Source organism: Streptomyces sp. NPDC006487, assembly GCF_042870555.1.
Classification (GTDB): domain Bacteria; phylum Actinomycetota; class Actinomycetes; order Streptomycetales; family Streptomycetaceae; genus Streptomyces.
The window spans coordinates 64,280-83,219 of sequence record NZ_JBIAHN010000015.1 but is presented as its reverse complement, the minus strand read 5'-3'; the positions used below and the strand labels follow the sequence as shown (position 1 = coordinate 83,219).

The window sequence follows — 18,940 nt, the reverse complement described above, 5'->3', positions numbered from 1 at the left end:
GTCGTAGGTACTGCTACGCCGGGAGCCCTTATCGGCATCTGCCGAAGAAGCCGGACAGCCAAGGAAGCCCCAGTTCCGCGAAATGCGGGGTGGGGGCCTCGAAAACCGAGGGGACATCAACAGATACAAGCGCAGCCTGCTAGGTCTGAGGAGCACAGGCTCGCAGCGCAACTTGTAGCATACGGGGGCAGCCGGACAGGGTCAATGCGCGAAGGCGCACACCCCGGGCGGATCACCGCACAACCGGCACAATTAACGGGCAGGCAGGCGCCGATGGCCCTTCCCGCCCGCTTTCCGCAGACATTCGCAGACTACGACGACGGGCCCCATGAACCAAGAGGACTACGCCCCCGAAGAGGCGTACGAAGCCGGATCGGCCGCCGAAGACGATTCCGAGGCCACGCGGCGTGACGCGGGGGAAGCGGAGAGCAGCCGCGCGAGCCGGGGCTGGTGGGACCGCAACGCCGACGAGTACCAGAGCGAGCACGGGGCGTTCCTCGGCGACGACCGCTTCGTCTGGGGACCCGAGGGCCTGGACGAGGCGGAAGCGGCCCTGCTCGGGCCCGCCGCCTCCCTCAAGGGCAAGGACGTCCTGGAGATCGGCGCCGGCGCCGCCCAGTGCTCCCGCTGGCTCGCCGCCCAGGGCGCCCGCCCCGTCGCCCTCGACCTCTCCCACCGCCAGCTCCAGCACGCCCTGCGGATCGGCGACGACGTCCCCCTGGTCGAGGCCGACGCCGGGCGCCTCCCCTTCCGCGACGGCTCCTTCGACCTCGCCTGCTCCGCCTACGGGGCCGTCCCCTTCGTCGCCGACCCCGTGAACGTCATGCGCGAGGTGCGCCGCGTCCTGCGCCCCGGCGGCCGCTGGGTCTTCTCCGTCACCCATCCCGTCCGCTGGGCCTTCCCCGACGAGCCGGGCCCCGAGGGGCTGTCCGTCGCCGCCTCCTACTTCGACCGCACCCCGTACGTCGAACAGGACGAGCAGGGACGCGCCGTATATGTGGAGCACCACCGCACGATCGGCGACCGGGTACGGGACGTGGTCGCGGGCGGCTTCCGCCTCGTCGACCTGGTCGAGCCGGAGTGGCCCGCGTGGAACAGCCAGGAGTGGGGCGGCTGGTCCCCGCTGCGCGGCAACCTCATCCCCGGTACGGCGATCTTCGTGTGCGAGCGGGACTGAGCCGGTGACGGGACAGCGCGTGATCCGTACGGCCGACCTCGACGCCCTTCCCGTACGGGAAGCCCTGCCCGCGCTCGTCTCGGCGCTCGACGCCCACGGCACCGCCGTGCTCTGCGCCCCGCCCGGCACCGGCAAGACCACGCTGGTGCCGCTGGTACTGGCGGGGCTGGTGGGAGGCGGGCCGCGCCGCAGGGTCGTCGTCGCCGAACCCCGCCGGATCGCCGCCCGCGCGGCGGCCCGCCGGATGGCCTGGCTGCTCGGCGAGCCGGTCGGCGCCTCCGTGGGCTTCACGGTGCGCGGCGAGCGGAACGTCGGACCGTCCACCGTCGTCGAGGTGGTCACCACCGGAGTGCTGCTCCAGCGGCTCCAGCGCGACCAGGAGCTCTCCGGAACCGACCTGGTGATCCTGGACGAGTGCCATGAGCGGCACCTGGACGCCGATACCGTCGCCGCCTTCCTCCTGGACGTACGCGCGACCCTGCGCCCGGAGCTGCGGCTCCTCGCGGCCTCGGCGACCACGGACGCGGCCGGATGGTCGCGGGTGCTGGGTGGCGCCCCCGTGGTGGAGGCCGCGGGAATCTCGTACCCGGTGGAGACCGTGTGGGCCCCGCCGGCCTGCCCGGTGCGGCCCCCGCACGGGATGCGGGTGGATCCGGCGCAGCTCACGCACGTGGCCTCGGTGGTGCGGCGGGCGCTGGCGGAACGTTCCGGCGACGTCCTCTGCTTCCTGCCCGGCGTCGGCGAGATCGCCCGGGTCGCCGGTCAGCTCGGCGCGGCCGACGCGGAAGTCCTCCAGATACACGGCCGCGCCCCCGCCGCCGTCCAGGACGCGGCGCTGTCCCCCGCGCCGCACCGCCGGGTCATCCTCTCCACCGCCGTCGCGGAGTCCAGCCTGACCGTGCCCGGCGTACGGATCGTCGTGGACTCGGGGCTGGCCCGCGAACCCCGGGTCGACCATGCCCGGGGCCTGGGAGCGCTGGCCACCGTGCGGGCGTCCCGCGCCGCCGGCCGCCAGCGCGCGGGCCGAGCCGGGCGCGAGGCCCCCGGCACGGTGTACCGCTGCTGGGCCGAAGCGGAGGACGGGCGGCTGCCCGCGTACCCCTCCCCCGAGATCCGGATCGCGGACCTCGCGCAGTTCGCCCTCCAGGCCGCCTGCTGGGGCGACCCGGACGCGACCGGCCTGGCCCTGCTCGATCCGCCGCCGGCCGGAGCGATGGCCGCGGCGCGGGAGGTGCTGCTCGCGGTGGGCGCGGTGTCCCCGGCGGGCCGGCCGACCCCGCGGGGGCTGCGGATGGCCCGGCTCGGCCTGCACCCGCGCCTCGCCCGGGCCCTGCTCGACGGCTCCGCCGCGCTGGGCCCCCGGCGGGCGGCGGAACTGGTGGCCCTGCTCAGCGAAGAGCCGCCGCGGGAGTACGGCGACGACCTGGCCGCGGCCTGGCGGCGTGCCCGCGCGGGCGGCGACCCCTACGCATCGCGCTGGCGCGCGGAGGCCCGCCGCCTGGAGCGCGCGGCGGCGGAGGGCGGCCCTGCGGGGTTTTCCGTCCCCGATGACGCGGCCGCCGGGCTCGTGGCCGCGCTGGCGTTCCCGGAGCGGGTCGCCAAGGCCAAGGGCCAGGGTGCCTTCCTCATGGCCTCCGGGACCGGGGCCGAGCTCGGCGAGGGATCCGGCCTGCGCAGCGCGCCCTGGCTGGCGATCGCAGTCGCCGACAGACCCCCGCACTCCGCCTCCGCCCGCGTCCGCCTCGGCGCCCTCCTCGACGAGGAGACCGCCCGCACGGCGGCGGGCCACCTGTTCCGCGAGGGTGAAGAGGTGCACTGGGAGGACGGCGACCTGGTGGCCCGCCGGGTCACCCGCCTCGGTGCCATCGAGCTCGCCGCGCGGCCCCTGCGCGACCCCGACCGGGACCTCGTCAGGAGCGCACTGCTCGACGGGCTGCGCACCGACGGACTCGGCCTGCTGCGCTGGACCCCGGACGCGCAGGCACTGCGGGCCCGGCTCGGCTTCCTGCACCGCACGCTCGGCCCGCCCTGGCCCGACGTGGCGGACGACGGGGAACTGCTGGAGCGGGCCGACGACTGGCTGGAGCCCGAGCTGTCGCGGGCCCGGCGCCGCGGCGACCTCGCACGGATCGACGCCGGGCAGGCGCTGAACCGGCTGCTCCCCTGGGCCACCGGGGAGGCCGTCCGGCTCGACGAGCTGGCCCCCGAGCGGATCGAGGTGCCGAGCGGCTCGCGGATCCGGGTCGACTACGCCGCCGAGCACGGGCAGCCCGTACTCGCGGTCAAGCTCCAGGAACTGTTCGGGCTGGCCGAAACCCCCCGGATCGCGGGGGTCCCCGTACTCGTCCATCTCCTGTCGCCCGCCGGCCGGCCCGCCGCGGTCACCGCCGACCTGGCTTCCTTCTGGCAGGGCGGCTACCGCGCCGTCCGCGCCGAGCTCCGCGGCCGCTATCCCAAGCACCCGTGGCCCGAGGACCCGGCGACCGCCGAGCCCACCCGGCACACCAACGCCCGGCTCAAGCGCTGAACGGCTCCTCCTGGCGGGGGCGCCGGCCGCGCGCCTCCAGCCAGAGCGCGAGCCCGAAGAGCGCGAGCCCGCCGGCCGCCAGCCCGATCGGGGCGTACGTGTGCAGCCCGAGGACCATGACCCGGTTCGACTTCACCAGGTCGACGGTGTAGTCGCTGTAGTCCTCGCGGATCTTCACGTGCCCGGCGAAGACGGTGAGCTTCCCGTCGGGCGCGCTGCCCGCGAGGCTCCCGCCGCGCATCTCCTGCTGGATCTCCTGCTCGGCGTTGACGGGCGCCCCGGTCACCGGGTCGACCCAGAACATCGCCTTGGTCGTGTACCAGAGGCTGGTTCCGGTGGTCTGCTCGAACGTCGCCGGGTCGATGCCGTCGAACGGCATCTTCTTCGGCAGCCCGACCTTCGTCCACGGCACGGTCTGCTCGTAGTAGTAGACGTCCATGCCCTTGAACTTGCGCGGCCCCACGTAGTGGATGGGCGAGGAGGTGCGGGTCTGCGCGTCGAAGTAGAGGTAGTCGCGCGGCTCGGTGAAGAACGGCCACTTGAACTCGATGCCCTCGCGCTTGACCGGGTCCCCGTCCACGGCCTCGCCGGTGGCGTGCACCGGGTCCTGGCTGTGGGCGTCGAAGATGTAGCGCTCGGGGATCTGGGAGACCATCTTCCCGTCCGGGCCCATGATGTGGGTCAAGGTGTCCCAGACCACGACGTCCTTGCCCGCGCTGGCCTCTATCTCCTTCGACGCCTCGACGTTGCCCTTGAGGGTCTGGACGATGGTGACCTTGTCGACCTTCTTCGGCTGCATGGTGGCGTAGTCGATGAGGGTCGCGTCCTTCGCCTCCAGCACCATCTCCTGGTACTGGCTCGGCGGGATCTTCGCGAGTCGGGGGTACGCGTACCAGCGCAGCAGCGGCGCGAGGGCTGCACAGAACACGGCTACGGCTAGCAGGACGAGGCTTGCTCTGCGTCGCATGGCCGGGCCCTCCTCTACTTTCCGGGCGCGGCGGGCGCGGTGGTGAGCAGGGGCTTGGGTGAGGTCTTGCCTTCCGGCGCCCCCGTCGCCGTGATGGCGAAGACGAGGAGCGCCGCGAGGACGAGACCGCTGGCGGCGGCGACGAATGCGCGCATGCCGGGGCCTCCGGAATCTGATGGGGTGTCAGGGCGGTGGCACCGTAGCAATGCGGGTGACAGATGAGAACCGTTTGCGCCACTGCTCGCGCGGGGACCCGGGCCGCGCCGGGTCACGCCGGGTCGCCGCCCCCGCTCAGGGGGCGGGGGCGGCGCGTGTCAGGGGCGTCGGGCGCGTCAGGGAGCCGGTGTGGGCGCCGGAGCGGCGGCGGACGCGGACGGTGACGTTTTGGGCGACGGCTTGGGCTTCGGCGACGGGGAGACCGAAGCCGTGGGCTTCGGAGCGGGCTCGGGCGTCGGCGACGGGGTCGGGCTCGGAGTCGGCTTCGGACTCGGGGTCGGGGTCGGGCTGGGGGTCGGCTTCGGACTCGGCGTCGGGCTGGGCGTCGGGCTCGGCGTGGGCGTCGGACTCGGCGTGGGCGTGGGGCTCGGAGTCGGCGTGGGGCTCGGAGTCGGCTTCGGCGAAGGAGTCGGGCTCGGGGTGGGCGTCGGCTTCGGGCTCGGGGTGGGCGTCGGGCTCGGGGTGGGCGTCGGGCTCGGAGTCGGGGTGGGCGAAGGCGTGGGCTTCGGCGTCGGGGACGGCGGCGGAGGTGTCACCGCCGGGGTGCCCTTGCCACCCGAACCGGAACCGGAACCAGAACCGGTACCGCCACCACCACCGCCACGGCCGTCCGGGACCTCGTGCGCGCCCTTCAGGTAGTACGTGAACCACGACCGCACCGTCCGCAGGTACGCGGAGGAGTTGTTGTACGACAGGACGGCCCGGTCCAGATCCGCTTCCACCCGCAGGTCACGCGTACCGGCGCACAGGTAGCGGCCCGCCGCGAGCGCGGCGTCGTGCACGTTGTTGGGGTCACGGCGGCCGTCGCCGTTGGCGTCCTGGCCCCACGAGGCCCAGGTGGACGGGATGAACTGCATCGGCCCGACCGCACGGTCGTAGCGGGAGTCCCCGTCGTAGGCCCCGCCGTCGGTGTCCCGGATGTTCGCGAAGCCGTTGCCGTCCAGCACCGGCCCCCGGATCGGCCGCAGCGTCGTGCCGGAGGCGTCGACCTGGCCGCCGCGCGCCTGCCCGGACTCGACCTTGCCGATCGCCGCGAGGAGCTGCCAGCGCAGTCCGCACCCGGGGTCGTTCCCGCCGACCGTCCGTTCCGCGCCCCGGTACGCGGCGAGCACGCTCGCCGGAATGCCCTGCGCGCCCTCGGCGCCCCCCATGGCCGCGGGCTCGTTGCGCGGCCCCGGATCCGCGGCGGCCGGCACCACGGGAGGAGGCGTCGCCCCGTCCTCGGGGAGCAGCACGGCCGGCGGTTCGGGGCTCACCAGCGGCGGCAGCGCGGTGAAGTAGGAGCCGTCGCCCGCGGAGCCCTCGGGCGGGGGCCCGGGTTCCGCGACCGCGGACGCGTCTGCTCCGGCCGCGAGCGGTCCCTGCGAGGCGGTCAGCACCGCGGCCACGAGAGCGGAGACGAGCACGGCGGCCCCGCCCTTGCGCATCACCCGGCCGAACCGCGCCGGTATCCCCGCGGACGCGCCTGCCGGTATTCGAATCCGAGCCGCCATGAGCCGGACCCCCCTCCCCCTCGACGTCCGCGTGACCCTACGTCAACTCGCTGAACAGGGCACGCATCGTGGGCGGGAATTCACGATTTCCTCATGAGTTCCGCAGGCCACCCATACTGGACGCGCCGGGCGCACCGCACCGGTCGATGAGCCGAGCCACCCGAGACAAGGTCCTCATGCCGTTCACTCTCAGCCACGCGGCCGCCGTACTTCCGGCCATCCGCCGGTCCGGTCGTGCGCGCGGCCCCCTCGTCGGATCGGCCCTGGTCCTCGGGTCGTTCGCTCCGGACACCCTCTACTTCGTCGACATCGTGGTGCCGGGCCTCAGGCCGTACAGCACCTTCACGCACTCCCTGCCCGGCGTCCTGACCACCGACGCGGTCCTGACCGCCGCCCTCGCGGCGTGCTGGCTGCTGCTGCGCGAGCCGTTGATCGCACTCCTGCCCCGCGGCCGGCAGGGCAGGGTGCACGCCTTCGTCCGGGGCGAGGAATGGCGCGGGCGCCGACTGCCCGCGCTGGCCCTGTGGTTCTACGTCTCGGCGGCCATCGGCTCCCTCACGCACGTGGTGTGGGACGCCTTCACGCACGTCGACCGCTTCGGGACGCGCATCCTGCCGGAGCTGGGCGAACCGCTCGCCCTCGGACTTCCCCTCTACTCGTACCTGCAGTACGGGACTTCGGCGCTCGCGGCCTGCTTCCTGGTCTGGTTCACGGCGACCGCGCTGCGCCGGCTGCCGGACTCGCCGGCCCCCGCGTCCGTCCCCGTGCTCGGCCGGGCCGGGGTGTGGGGCGCGCTCGCGCTGGTCCTGGTCTGCGTGGCGGCCGGGGTCACTATGCGCGTGCTGCGCTTCTTCACCTACTTCGACCGGATCCGCACGCCGCTCGACATCATCCCGACCATATGTTTCGGCGCGGGCGGCGGTCTCGCCGTGGGACTGCTGCTGTACGGGGTCCTCGTGCGCCTGCGCCACCGGCGGGTCCGCGACCTCCCGTCCGCCGACACGGACGCGGACACGGACAAGGACGCGGACACGAGAACGCCCGTCCCCACTCAGTAGGCGGGAACGGGCGCTACCCGGATCACGGGTGCGGGCGATCAGTGCGCGGCGGACTCCCAGTCGGGACCGACGCCCACGGACACGTCCAGCGGGGCCCGCAGGTCGACGGCGGCGGCCATCTCGCGGCGCACCAGCTCCTCCACCTTCTTGCGCTCTCCGGGGGCGATCTCCAGCACGATTTCGTCGTGGACCTGGAGCAGCATCCGCGACTTCAGCCCCGCTCCGGTGATCGCCTTGTCCACGCGCAGCATCGCGACCTTGACGATGTCCGCGGCGGTGCCCTGGATCGGCGCGTTCAGCGCCATCCGCTCGGCGGCCTCGCGGCGCTGGCGGTTGTCGCTGTTGAGGTCCGGGAGGTAGCGGCGGCGGCCGAAGACGGTGGCCGTGTAGCCGGTGGCGCGGGCCTCCTCGACGACGCGGCCCAGGTAGTCCCGGACCCCGCCGAAGCGCTCGAAGAAGGTCTCCATCAGGCCGCGGGCCTCACCGGGCTCGATGTTCAGCTGCTGGGCGAGACCGAACGCGGAGAGTCCGTAGGCCAGGCCGTAGGACATGGCCTTGATCTTGCGCCGCATCTCGGCGTCGACCTCGGAGCGCTCGACGCCGAACACCTGGGAGGCGACGGTGGTGTGCAGGTCCTCGCCCGACTGGAAGGCTTCGAGCAGGCCCTCGTCCTCGGAGAGGTGGGCCATGACGCGCAGCTCGATCTGGCTGTAGTCGGCGGTCATGAGGGATTCGTAGCCCTCGCCGACGACGAAGCCGCGGCGGATGGCCCGGCCCTCGTCGGTGCGCACCGGCACGTTCTGCAGGTTGGGGTCGGTGGAGGACAGCCGGCCGGTCGCGGCGACGGTCTGGCTGAAGCTGGTGTGGACCCGGCCGTCGGCGGCGATCATCTTGACCAGGCCCTCGACGGTGACGCGCAGCTTGGCCTGCTCCCGGTGGCGGAGCATGATCACGGGCAGTTCGTGGTCGGTCTGGGTGGCCAGCCAGGCGAGCGCGTCGGCGTCCGTGGTGTAGCCGGTCTTGGTCTTCTTCGTCTTCGGCAGGTCCAGCTCGCCGAAGAAGACCTCCTGGAGCTGCTTGGGCGAGCCGAGGTTGAACTCGTGGCCGACCGCCGCGTGCGCCTCCTTCACCGCCTGCTGCACGGCCGCGGCGAACTGCTGCTCCATCGCTTCGAGGTGGCTGCGGTCCACGGCGATGCCGGCCCGCTCCAGGCGGGCCAGCAGCTCGGAGGTGGGCAGCTCCATGTCGTGGAGCAGCTCGGCGGCGCCCACCTCGGGCAGCTTCACCGCGAAGGCGTCGCCGAGGTCCAGGACGGCGCGGGCCTGCGCCATGAGGGCTTCCGCCTCGGCGGTGTCGTCGGCGCCGAAGGCGAGCTGCCCGTCGGCGGCGGCGGGCGCCAGCTCCCGGTGCAGGTACTCCTGGGAGAGGACGTCCAGTGCGAAGGAGCGGCGGCCCGGCTTGACCAGGTAGGCGGCGAGCGCGGTGTCCATGGCGACCCCGGCCAGGGTCCAGCCGTGCTCGGGGAAGACCCGCATCAGGGCCTTGGCGTTGTGCACCACCTTGGGCTCGGCCGCGTCGGCGGCCCAGGCGGCGAAGGCCCGCTCGTCGGCCTCGTCCAGAGCGGACGGCTCGAACCAGGCGGCGGCTCCCCCGGCCGAGGCCAGGGCGATCTCGGAGACGTTGCCGGCGCCGAGCGCCCAGGTGTCGACCGTGGAGATGCCGAGCGGGGTGCCCGCGTGGCTCTCCAGCCACGGCGCGAGCTCGCCGGCGCCGAGGACGGAGCCGTCCAGCTCCACGGCGGCGGCGGACGCCGGGGCCGGGGCCTCTTCCCCTGCGGCGCCCGGGTCCACGGCGAGCAGTCGCTCGCGCAGGGAGGCGTTGCGGATCTCCAGTACGTCCAGGACCCCGGTGACGGCGCTCCGGTCGTAGGGCGCGCGGACCAGCTCCGCGGGGGTCTTGGGCAGGGCGACGTCCTTGACCATCTCGGTCAGGACCCGGTTGAGCTTCACGGCGTCCAGGTTCTCCCGGAGGCTCTCGCCGGCCTTGCCCTTGACCTCGTCCGCGCGCTCCACGAGCTCCGCGAACGACCCGAACTGGGTGATCCACTTGGTGGCGGTCTTCGGGCCGACGCCCGGGATGCCGGGGAGGTTGTCGGACGGGTCGCCGCGCAGTGCCGCGAAGTCCGGGTACTGCTGGGGGGTGAGGCCGTACTTCTCCTCGACCTCTCCCGGGGTGAACCGGGTCAGCTCGGAGACCCCCTTGGTCGGGTAGAGCACGGTGGTGTGCTCGGAGACCAGCTGGAAGGAGTCGCGGTCGCCGGTGACGATGAGCACGTCGAAGCCGAGGGCCTCGGCCTGCGTGGCCAGCGTCGCGATCACGTCGTCGGCCTCGAAGCCGTCGACCGCGAACCGCGGCACGCCCATCGCGTCGAGGAGCTCGCCGATCAGCTCCACCTGGCCCTTGAACTCGTCGGGGGTCTTGGAGCGGTTCGCCTTGTACTCGGGGAACTCCGCCGCGCGCCACGTCTTGCGGGACACGTCGAACGCCACCGCGAAGTGCGTGGGCGCCTCGTCGCGCAGCGTGTTCGCCAGCATCGACGCGAATCCGTAGACGGCGTTCGTCGACTGCCCCGTCGCGAGGGTGAAATTCTCCGCGGGCAGCGCGAAGAACGCCCGGTACGCCATGGAGTGCCCGTCCATGAGCATCAGGCGGGGGCGGTCCGCTGCGGTCGGCTGGTCGGTCTTCTTCGATGCTGAATCTGCCACGCCCCCGATCCTAGGCCGCCGCACTGACATTTCCGGCGCCGGTGGTCACCCGGTCAGTGGACGGCCGTCCGGGCCCGGCCCCGCGCGGGTCCGGACGCCACCCCTCCCGGGGGCGGTCCGCCGCCGCCCGGGAGCCTCGCCGTCCGACTTCCCCCCGGCTCTCCCGGCCCTCCCGGCCCTCCCGGCTCCCCCGGCGCATCCGTCGCAGCGGCCGCCCCCGGCGCACCCGTCCGGACTCCGGACGCTCCGTACCGCCCTCCCGGCCACCCGGCGGCCGTGAAAGGATCGGAAGTGCGGCACTATGTGCTGCATTCGCACGTACGCTCGAAGGGGAGCGCCATGGCCACCAAGCCGCCCGCAGGGGATCCCGTACAGGACGCACCCCAGGTGACGCCCCCCAAGCACGCGGCCGCGGGCCTGCCCGCGATCGGGCACACCCTGAGGATCGCGCAGGAGCAGATGGGGCTGGCCCGTACCGCCCGCACCCTCCTCAAAGTCAACCAGAAGAACGGCTTCGACTGCCCGGGCTGCGCCTGGCCCGAGGGCGACAAGCGGCACACCGCCGAGTTCTGCGAGAACGGCGCCAAGGCCGTCGCGGAAGAGGCCACCCTGCGCCGGGTCACCCCCGCCTTCTTCGCCGAACACCCGCTGGCCGACCTGGAGACCCGCTCCGGCTACTGGCTGGGCCAGCAGGGCCGGATCACCCAGCCGATGCTCCTGGAGGCGGGCGCCGACCGCTACGAGCCGGTCAGCTGGGAGCGCGCCTTCGCGGTGATCGCGCAGGAGCTGCGCGCCCTGGACTCCCCCGACGAGGCCCTCTTCTACACCTCGGGCCGCACCAGCAACGAAGCGGCCTTCCTCTTCCAGCTGTTCGTCCGCGAGTTCGGCACCAACAACCTCCCCGACTGCTCGAACATGTGCCACGAGTCCTCGGGCTCCGCGCTGAACGAGACGATCGGCATCGGCAAGGGCAGCGTCTCCCTCGAAGACCTCCACCAAGCCGACCTGATCATCGTCGCCGGACAGAACCCGGGCACCAACCACCCCCGCATGCTCTCCGCCCTGGAGAAGGCCAAGTCCGCCGGCGCGAAGATCATCTCGGTGAACCCGCTGCCCGAGGCCGGCATGGAACGGTTCAAGAACCCGCAGACCCCCCTCGGCATGCTCAAGGGCACCGCCCTCAACGACCTGTTCCTCCAGATCCGCATCGGCGGCGACCAGGCCCTCTTCCGCCTCCTGAACAAGCTGGTCATCGAGGCGGGCGGCGCCACCGACGAGGAGTTCATCCGCGAACACACCCACGGCTACGAGGAGTTCGCGGCCACGGCCCAGGAGACCGACTGGGACGCGACCCTGACCGCCACCGGCCTGACCCGCCCCGACATCGAGCGCGCCCTCGCCATGGTCCTGGCCTCGAAGCGCACCATCGTCTGCTGGGCCATGGGCCTGACCCAGCACAAGCACTCCGTCGCCACCATCCGCGAGGTCGTCAACCTGCTGCTCCTGCGCGGCAACATCGGCCGCCCCGGCGCCGGCGTCTGCCCCGTCCGCGGCCACTCCAACGTGCAGGGCGACCGCACCATGGGGATCTTCGAGCGCCCCGCACCCGCCTTCCTCGACGCCCTCGACAAGGAATTCGGCATCACCTCGCCCCGTGAGCACGGCTTCGACGTGGTCCGCTCCATCCAGGCCCTGCGCGACGGCGAGGCCAAGGTGCTCTTCGCCATGGGCGGCAACTTCGTCGGCGCCACCCCCGACACCGAGGTCACCGAGACCGCGATCCGCCGCGCCTCCCTGACCGTGCACGTCTCCACCAAACTCAACCGCTCCCACGCGGTCACCGGCAGGCGCGCCCTGATCCTGCCCACCCTCGGCCGCACCGACAAGGACGTCCAGGCCGGCGCTCCCGGCAAAAAGGGCACGGCGCAGTTCGTGACCGTCGAGGACTCCATGGGCATGGTCCATTCCTCGCGCGGCAACCTCGCCCCCGCCTCCCCGCACCTGCTCTCCGAGCCCGCGATCGTGGCCCGCATGGCCCGCGCCGTCCTCGGCGAGACGTCAGCGACCCCGTGGGAGGACTTCGAGCGGGACTACGCCGCCATCCGCGACCGGATCTCCCGCGTCGTCCCCGGCTTCGAGGACTTCAACGCCCGCGTCGCCCGCCCCGGCGGCTTCCAGCTCCCGCACGCCCCGCGCGACGAGCGCCGCTTCCCCACGAAGACCGGCAAGGCGAACTTCACCGCCGCCCCCGTGGAGTACCCGCACCTCCCGCCGGGGCGCCTGCTCCTGCAGACCCTGCGCAGCCACGACCAGTACAACACCACCATCTACGGCCTCGACGACCGCTACCGCGGGATCACCGGCGGCCGCCGCGTGGTCATGGTCAACCCCGAGGACGCCGCCGAGCTCGGGCTCGCCGACGGCTCGTACACCGACCTCGTCGGCGAGTGGCGCGACGGCGTGGAGCGGCGCGCCCCCGGCTTCCGCGTCGTGCACTACCCGACCGCCCGCGGCTGCGCCGCCGCCTACTACCCCGAGACCAACGTCCTGGTGCCCCTCGACTCCACCGCGGACACCAGCAATACCCCGGCGAGCAAGTCCGTCGTCGTGCGCTTCGAACCGGCCTGATAGAACGACCTGAGGACAAGACGGTTAACGAGCGTTGACGAACGGAGTCGGCCCATGGGCGAGCAGCAGCACGCGGTGAAGTTCCCGCAGGAGGTCCTCGACGAGTACACGGCCCTGGGCATCGACCTGCCCGCGCTGTTCTCGGCGGGCGACCTCGGCAAGCGGATGGACATCCGCATCCTCGAAGCCTCCGCCGAGCGCGTCGTCGCCACCATGCCCGTCGAGGGCAACACCCAGCCCTACGGACTCCTCCACGGCGGGGCCTCCGCCGTGCTCGCCGAGACCCTCGGCTCGGTCGGCGCGATGATGCACGGCGGCATCACCAAGGTCGCCGTCGGCGTCGACCTGAACTGCACCCACCACCGCGGCGCCCGGTCCGGCCTGGTCACCGGCGTCGCGACCCCCGTACACCGGGGCCGCTCCACCGCCACCTACGAGGTGGTCATCACGGACGAACAGGACCGCCGGGTCTGCACCGCCCGCCTGACCTGCCTGCTGCGCGACGTGAACCCGCAACAGGACGGCCACAACTAGCCGTTGCCCTCGCAGCGGCGCCGGTCTAGCGTTCCCGCATGGGATCCGGACCGGCGCCGCGGCGCACCTCGGCCGCGGCGGTGACGGCGACGGCACTGCTGACCGTCGCACTGCTCGGCTGCGCCGGCAGCGATCCCGGCATCCCTCCCACCGGCATCCCTCCCACCGCCGCCACCGCCGCCACCGCCGCACCGGCGCCCCAGGACGTCTGCACCCGTCTGATCACCCACTGGGCTGGCGTCATCCTCGACGCGGGCGAGGGCCGCGACGCCGTCGCCCTCGACTACCAGTCCATGGGCCTGTCCGGCGGCCAGAACGACATCCTGCGCGCCGTCCTCGCCGACGCCCGAGCCGAGCGGGACACCAAGGGCCCTGCGGCCGCGCGCGAGCTCACCGCCCGGGAGGCGGAGCGCCGCTGCGAGGACCGCTACCGTTCGGGCGCCCCGACGGACGGTCCCTGGCAGTGAGCGGCGGCATCGGCCCGGTCGAGCCCGGGGAGGGCACGGAGGCCCACGAGGGCCCGCACGCCGCCCCCCGCACCCCGCACACACCCCCAGCCGTCCGGCGGCTCCGCGAGGCCTACGAGGGCCACCGGCGGACCGTCCTGGCCCTCGGGGCGCTGACCTGCGCGTCCGCCGTCTTCGCCACCGGGGCCGCGCTGTACGCGGCCCGGCCGCGCCCCGCCCCGTACCGGCCGCCCGCACCCTCGCAGGCGTTCTCCCTCGCGTACGCCGGTCCGGCCGGGCAGGACGCCGGACAGGACCCCGGGCAGACCCCCTCCGCCGCGGCCTTCGCGTTCACCGTGCGTGTGCGCGCCGGGGCCGGTCCGGCCGTCACGCTGGAGCGGCTGACGCAGTCCTCGCGGGCGCTGACGGTCGAGGTCCAGCCACCACTTCCGGCCACGCTCGCCCCGGGCGAGGCCCGTGACCTCGCCGTACGGATTCGAGTCACAGACTGCGTGCATGTGGCACGGAATTCCGGACTCCCTTTCCTGGAAGTAACCCTAAGTAATGGGTTTGAGAAAGAGGATCACAGCTACATCCCCGGTGACCGTTATGCGCGAGATCTCTCCACCGCCCTGACCAGGGCCTGTCCCGAAGATCGAGACGCGAGCACCTCGCCTCCGTCATGACCAAAAGGGCCCAGAGTCCTGGCGTGACAGTACTCAAACCACCCAACACTCCTCACCGGTCTCAGCATGCGGACAAGACGAACCGGCCGGATTTCCCCCTTTCCACCCGCAGACATCCGCTATGCATTACGCCGTGGCATAACAAGAGAGTCACATCATTGGCCTCAGCCCTCCATAACGTCCTAAGACCCGCTTAGAGTCACGGCCAGTCACCGCGACCAGCCGGATTCCTTTCAGTTCGGTTCCCCGCGTTCGACACGGTGCGTCCCACGGGGGACGCAGTGCCAGGAAAGGACTGATCGTGCGTCAGCGTTCTCTCATTGCCGTGACCGCCGCGCTCGCTGCGGGCGCCCTCACCCTCACCGCCTGCGGATCGCGCGGAGAAAAGACCAACGACGCCGGCAGCGGCGACACCACGGTGGTCATCGGCGTCGACGCCCCGCTGACCGGCGACCTCTCCGCCCTCGGCCTCGGCATCAAGAACTCCGCCGACCTGGCCGCCAAGCAGGCCAACGAGAAGAAGTACGTCAAGGGCGTCACCTTCAAGATCCAGGCCCTCGACGACCAGGCCCAGGCCTCCTCCGGCCAGCAGAACGCCACCAAGCTCGTCGCCGACAAGGACGTCCTCGGTGTCGTCGGCCCGCTGAACTCCTCCGTCTCGGAGTCCATGCAGAAGGTCTTCGACGACGCCAAGCTCGCCCAGATCTCCCCGGCCAACACCAGCCCGTCCCTCTCCCAGGGACCGAAGTGGGCCACCGGCGAGAAGGTCCGCACCTACAAGAGCTACTTCCGCACCGCCACCACGGACGCCATCCAGGGCCCGTTCGCGGCGCAGTACCTCTTCAACAAGGCGGGCAAGAAGAAGGTCTTCCTGATCGACGACAAGAAGACCTACGGCGCGGGCCTCGCCGGCACCTTCAAGGGCGAGTTCACCAAGCTCGGCGGCCAGGTCGTCGGCGAAGGCCACATCGACCCGGAGAGCAAGGACTTCTCCGCGATCGTGACCGAGGTCAAGAGCTCCGGCGCCGACGTCGTCTACTACGGCGGCGAGTACCCGGCGGCCGGCCCGCTCAGCAAGCAGATCAAGGCCTCCGGCACCAAGATCCCGCTCGTCGGCGGTGACGGCATCTACGACAAGAAGTACGTCGAGCTCGCCGGCGCCGAGTCCGCGGGCGACCTCGCCACCTCGGTCGGCGCCCCGGTCGAGAGCCTGCCGTCCGCCAAGGACTTCGTCGCCAACTACACCAAGGCCGGATACAAGGAGCCCTTCGCCGCCTACGGCGGTTACTCCTACGACTCCGCCTGGGCGATCATCGAGGCCGTCAAGGCCGCCGTCGACGCCAACAACGGCAAGCTCCCCGCCGACGCCCGCGCCAAGGTCCTCGCCGCCGTCCAGGGCGTCTCCTTCGACGGTGTGACCGGCAAGGTCTCCTTCGACGAGTTCGGTGACGCCACCAACAAGCAGCTCACCGTCTACAAGGTCGAGGGCACCGAGTGGAAGTCCGTCGAGTCCGGCACCCTCGGCTGACCCCCACTGACCACCCGAACGACCCGTAGCCGGTAGTCCGCTCGAACGGCCGGCCACGGGAGCACGACCCACCTGCCGCGCGGGGCGCGCACAAAAAGCGCCCCGCGCGGAGTCACATCCGTCGAAAGACTCGGAGGACCTGCGGTGCACGAACTGCCGCAACAGCTGGTCAACGGCCTGCTACTGGGATCCATGTACGGGCTCGTCGCCATCGGCTACACGATGGTCTATGGCATTGTCCAGCTCATCAACTTCGCGCATGGCGAGATCTTCATGACCGGAGGATTCGGAGCGCTCACCGTCTGGCTGATGCTCCCCGGGGGCACCACCATGTGGATCGCCCTTCCGCTCATGATCATCGGCGCGGTCATCGTCGCCACCCTCATCGCCGTCGGTGCCGAACGCTTCGCCTACCGACCCCTGCGCAACGCTCCCCGCCTCGCCCCGCTCATCACCGCCATCGGCCTCTCCATCGCCCTCCAGCAGGCGGTATGGGCCTGGTACCCCGGAGCGGAATCCTCCCTGATCTTCCCCGAGATCCCCGGCGGACCCTTCCACCTCGGCAGCGTCACCATCCAGACCGGCGACGTCTTCCTCCTGATCGCAGCCCCCATATCCATGGCCTTCCTCGGCTTCTTCGTCAAGAAGACCCGCACCGGCCGCGGCATGCAGGCAACCGCCCAGGACCCCGACACCGCCAAGCTCATGGGCATCAACACCGACCGCATCATCACCACCGCGTTCGCGCTCGGAGCCGTCTTCGCCGCCATCGGAGCCGTCGCCTACGGCCTCAAGTACGGCGAAGTCCAGTTCAAGATGGGCTTCCTCCTCGGCCTCAAGGCCTTCACCGCCGCCGTCCTCGGAGGCATCGGCAACATCTACGGTGCCATGGTCGGCGGCCTCGTCCTCGGACTCGCCGAAACCCTGACCACCGTCTACGTGGCCGACATCCCCGGCTTCGAACAGCTCGGCGGCCAGTCCTGGGGTAACACCTGGGCGTTCGTACTTCTCATCCTCGTGCTCCTCTTCCGGCCACAAGGCCTGCTGGGCCAGCGCGTGGCGGACAGGGTGTGACCTCCATGACGAACATCACCGCGGACACCGCGAACACCGAGAACACCGTGAAGACCACCGCACCGGCCAAGGGACTCATCCCCCTCCCCGAGAAGACGGCCCGCGCGCTGGCCACCGCCGGCGGCGCACTCACCGTCGTCTCCGCGTTCCTCTCCTGGACCTGGAGCACCGCCTTCCCCGGGGACCTCACCTACTACGGCTCCCCCGCCGGCCTCCAGTGGCTCGTCCTCATCGGCGGCGCACTCACCGCCCTCTTCGGACTCGCCTCCTACGGCACCAAGGGCCTGGGCTGGCTCACCCCCGCCGGCGCCGACGCAGCGATCAAACTCGCCGCTCTCGCCGCGTTCGCCACCACCTGGTACACCGTCGTCTCGATCGTCCTCGAACTCGGACTCCTCGTAGACCTCGAACCCGGAGCCGGCATCGCCGCCCTGGTCAGCCTCATCGCCGTCATCGGCGCCTTCGGACTCCCCTTCGAGCGCCCCACGCTCGAAGGCCCCGACCCCGACGACACCGCCTGGGACAAGTACAAGCACGAAGCCGGCAACCGCTGGACGACCTTCAAGGCCGCCTTCGCCTCCGGCCCCGTCAAGCCCGCCCGCGCCCTCCCGGCCTGGGCCGAGATCCTCCTGATCGCCGCCGTCCTCGGCCTCGCGCTCACCGTCTTCACCTACGGCATCACCACCCCGTACCAGGAACTCTTCGTCGGCTTCCTGATCACCGCCGGATTCGGTGCCGCAGCGCTCAACAAGGCGGGCCTCTTCGCCCGCGTCACCGCCCTCACCACCCGCCACCGCAACGTCGCCCTCGTCGGCGCCTTCGCAGCCGCGGCCGCCTTCCCCCTCACCCAGACCGACGACCAGTACGCGAACCTCGGCGTCAACATCCTGATCTTCGCCACCGTCGCCCTCGGCCTGAACATCGTGGTCGGCCTCACCGGCCTCCTCGACCTCGGCTACGTCGCCTTCCTCGGCGTCGGCGCCTACACCGCCGCCCTGGTCTCCGGCTCCCCCAACTCCCCCTTCGGCGTGCACTTCCCCTTCTGGGCCGCACTCCTCCTCGGGGCCGCCGCCTCCATGGTCTTCGGCGTCCTCATCGGAGCACCCACCCTGCGCCTGCGCGGCGACTACCTCGCCATCGTGACGCTCGGCTTCGGTGAGATCTTCCGCATCTCCATGAACAACCTCGACGGCACCTCCGGCCCCGACATCACCAACGGGCCCAACGGCATCGCCGGCATCCCGAACGTCAACCTCTTCGGATTCGACTTCGGCGCCACACACACCATCGCCGGATTCACCATCGGCCGCTTCGCCAACTACTTCCTGCTGATGCTGCTGATCACCCTCATCGTGATCCTCGTCTTCCGCCGCAGCGCGGAATCCCGCATCGGCCGCGCCTGGGTCGCCATCCGCGAGGACGAGACCGCCGCCGAAGCCATGGGCATCAACGGCTTCCGCGTCAAGCTCATCGCCTTCGCCCTCGGCGCCACCCTCGCCGGCCTCGCCGGAGCCGTCCAGGCACACGTCAGCTACACGGTCACCCCCGACCAGTACACCTTCGCCAACGCCGTGCCCCCGAACTCCGCGTTCCTGCTCGCCGCCGTCGTCCTCGGCGGCATGGGCACCATCTCCGGACCCCTCGTCGGCGGATCACTGCTCTTCCTGATCCCCAACAAGCTCCAGTTCCTCGGCGAATACCAGCTCCTCGTCTTCGGCTTCGCCCTCATCGTCCTGATGCGCCTGCGCCCCGAAGGCATCATCCCCAACCGGCGCAACCAGCTCGAACTCCACGAGGACATGGAAGCGCCCACGGTTCTCGGCAAGGCAGGGGTCTGAACC

14 protein-coding genes are annotated in these 18,940 nt (G+C 71.8%); 10 read left to right on the top strand and 4 right to left on the bottom strand.

Annotation, left to right across the window (positions count from 1 at the left end):
• The first annotated feature begins 328 nt into the window (after positions 1-328).
• Both ACFYM0_RS26305 and hrpB read left to right on the top strand, forming a co-directional pair.
• On the top strand, positions 329-1,177 hold the full coding sequence (locus ACFYM0_RS26305) for a class I SAM-dependent methyltransferase (protein WP_388505602.1): 849 nt from the start codon (positions 329-331) through the stop codon (positions 1,175-1,177).
• A 19-nt stretch (positions 1,178-1,196) separates the two neighbouring features.
• Entirely contained in the window at positions 1,197-3,704 is a 2,508-nt protein-coding gene (gene hrpB / locus ACFYM0_RS26300; RefSeq protein ID WP_388505842.1) for an ATP-dependent helicase HrpB, read from the top strand.
• On the opposite strand, the gene ACFYM0_RS26295 is transcribed toward hrpB, so the two are convergent.
• The 3 genes from ACFYM0_RS26295 to ACFYM0_RS26285 form a co-directional block, all read right to left on the bottom strand.
• Positions 3,694-4,671, bottom strand: coding sequence for a DUF3068 domain-containing protein (locus ACFYM0_RS26295; protein WP_388505601.1), 978 nt, complete (start codon positions 4,669-4,671; stop codon positions 3,694-3,696). The two genes, hrpB and ACFYM0_RS26295, sit on opposite strands and share 11 nt — an antisense overlap.
• Positions 4,672-4,685: 14 nt before the next feature.
• Complete coding sequence (locus ACFYM0_RS26290) at positions 4,686-4,826, bottom strand: SPW_0924 family protein (protein ID WP_250744997.1); 141 nt, start codon at positions 4,824-4,826, stop codon at positions 4,686-4,688.
• Between the two features lie 177 nt (positions 4,827-5,003).
• Positions 5,004-6,380 carry a lytic murein transglycosylase gene (locus ACFYM0_RS26285; RefSeq protein WP_388505599.1) on the bottom strand — a complete coding sequence of 459 codons (1,377 nt, stop codon included), beginning with the start codon at positions 6,378-6,380 and terminating at the stop codon, positions 5,004-5,006.
• A gap of 176 nt (positions 6,381-6,556) precedes the next feature.
• Here ACFYM0_RS26285 and ACFYM0_RS26280 point away from each other — a divergent pair, with 176 nt between their 5' ends.
• Positions 6,557-7,438 (top strand): DUF4184 family protein, encoded by an 882-nt coding sequence (locus tag ACFYM0_RS26280; RefSeq protein ID WP_388505598.1) that lies wholly within the window; start codon positions 6,557-6,559, stop codon positions 7,436-7,438.
• A gap of 38 nt (positions 7,439-7,476) precedes the next feature.
• On the opposite strand, the gene polA is transcribed toward ACFYM0_RS26280, so the two are convergent.
• Positions 7,477-10,203: a DNA polymerase I gene (polA, locus tag ACFYM0_RS26275; protein ID WP_388505596.1), complete on the bottom strand. Its 2,727-nt coding sequence runs from the start codon at positions 10,201-10,203 to the stop codon at positions 7,477-7,479.
• A gap of 339 nt (positions 10,204-10,542) precedes the next feature.
• Between polA and ACFYM0_RS26270 the strand changes: the two genes are divergently transcribed.
• The 7 genes from ACFYM0_RS26270 to ACFYM0_RS26240 all read left to right on the top strand — a co-directional run bounded on the left by ACFYM0_RS26270 (position 10,543) and on the right by ACFYM0_RS26240 (position 18,937).
• Positions 10,543-12,831, top strand: a complete 2,289-nt coding sequence (locus ACFYM0_RS26270) for an FdhF/YdeP family oxidoreductase (protein WP_388505595.1) — start codon at positions 10,543-10,545, stop codon at positions 12,829-12,831.
• Between the two features lie 54 nt (positions 12,832-12,885).
• Positions 12,886-13,365 (top strand): hotdog fold thioesterase, encoded by a 480-nt coding sequence (locus ACFYM0_RS26265; protein WP_327252179.1) that lies wholly within the window; start codon positions 12,886-12,888, stop codon positions 13,363-13,365.
• A 38-nt stretch (positions 13,366-13,403) separates the two neighbouring features.
• Positions 13,404-13,832: a hypothetical protein gene (locus ACFYM0_RS26260; protein ID WP_388505593.1), complete on the top strand. Its 429-nt coding sequence runs from the start codon at positions 13,404-13,406 to the stop codon at positions 13,830-13,832.
• Complete coding sequence (locus ACFYM0_RS26255; RefSeq protein WP_388505591.1) at positions 13,829-14,497, top strand: Tat pathway signal sequence domain protein; 669 nt, start codon at positions 13,829-13,831, stop codon at positions 14,495-14,497. The genes ACFYM0_RS26260 and ACFYM0_RS26255 overlap by 4 nt, the downstream gene beginning before the upstream one ends.
• Before the next feature lie 301 nt (positions 14,498-14,798).
• Positions 14,799-16,025 (top strand): branched-chain amino acid ABC transporter substrate-binding protein, encoded by a 1,227-nt coding sequence (locus ACFYM0_RS26250; RefSeq protein WP_388505590.1) that lies wholly within the window; start codon positions 14,799-14,801, stop codon positions 16,023-16,025.
• Between the two features lie 144 nt (positions 16,026-16,169).
• Positions 16,170-17,099 (top strand): branched-chain amino acid ABC transporter permease, encoded by a 930-nt coding sequence (locus ACFYM0_RS26245; protein WP_250744988.1) that lies wholly within the window; start codon positions 16,170-16,172, stop codon positions 17,097-17,099.
• Positions 17,100-17,104: 5 nt separating this feature from the next.
• Positions 17,105-18,937, top strand: coding sequence for a branched-chain amino acid ABC transporter permease (locus ACFYM0_RS26240; RefSeq protein WP_388505588.1), 1,833 nt, complete (start codon positions 17,105-17,107; stop codon positions 18,935-18,937).
• The last annotated feature ends 3 nt before the right edge of the window (positions 18,938-18,940 follow it).

What these genes read in the sequence shown, in the direction of transcription:
- ACFYM0_RS26305 (WP_388505602.1), top strand. Translation starts at nt 329, where the DNA reads ATGAACCAAGAGGACTACGCCCCCGAAGAGGCGTACGAAGCCGGATCG.
- ACFYM0_RS26295 (WP_388505601.1), bottom strand. Translation starts at nt 4,671, where the DNA reads ATGCGACGCAGAGCAAGCCTCGTCCTGCTAGCCGTAGCCGTGTTCTGT.
- ACFYM0_RS26290 (WP_250744997.1), bottom strand. Translation starts at nt 4,826, where the DNA reads ATGCGCGCATTCGTCGCCGCCGCCAGCGGTCTCGTCCTCGCGGCGCTC.
- ACFYM0_RS26285 (WP_388505599.1), bottom strand. Translation starts at nt 6,380, where the DNA reads ATGGCGGCTCGGATTCGAATACCGGCAGGCGCGTCCGCGGGGATACCG.
- ACFYM0_RS26280 (WP_388505598.1), top strand. Translation starts at nt 6,557, where the DNA reads ATGCCGTTCACTCTCAGCCACGCGGCCGCCGTACTTCCGGCCATCCGC.
- ACFYM0_RS26270 (WP_388505595.1), top strand. Translation starts at nt 10,543, where the DNA reads ATGGCCACCAAGCCGCCCGCAGGGGATCCCGTACAGGACGCACCCCAG.
- ACFYM0_RS26265 (WP_327252179.1), top strand. Translation starts at nt 12,886, where the DNA reads ATGGGCGAGCAGCAGCACGCGGTGAAGTTCCCGCAGGAGGTCCTCGAC.
- ACFYM0_RS26260 (WP_388505593.1), top strand. Translation starts at nt 13,404, where the DNA reads ATGGGATCCGGACCGGCGCCGCGGCGCACCTCGGCCGCGGCGGTGACG.
- ACFYM0_RS26240 (WP_388505588.1), top strand. Translation starts at nt 17,105, where the DNA reads ATGACGAACATCACCGCGGACACCGCGAACACCGAGAACACCGTGAAG.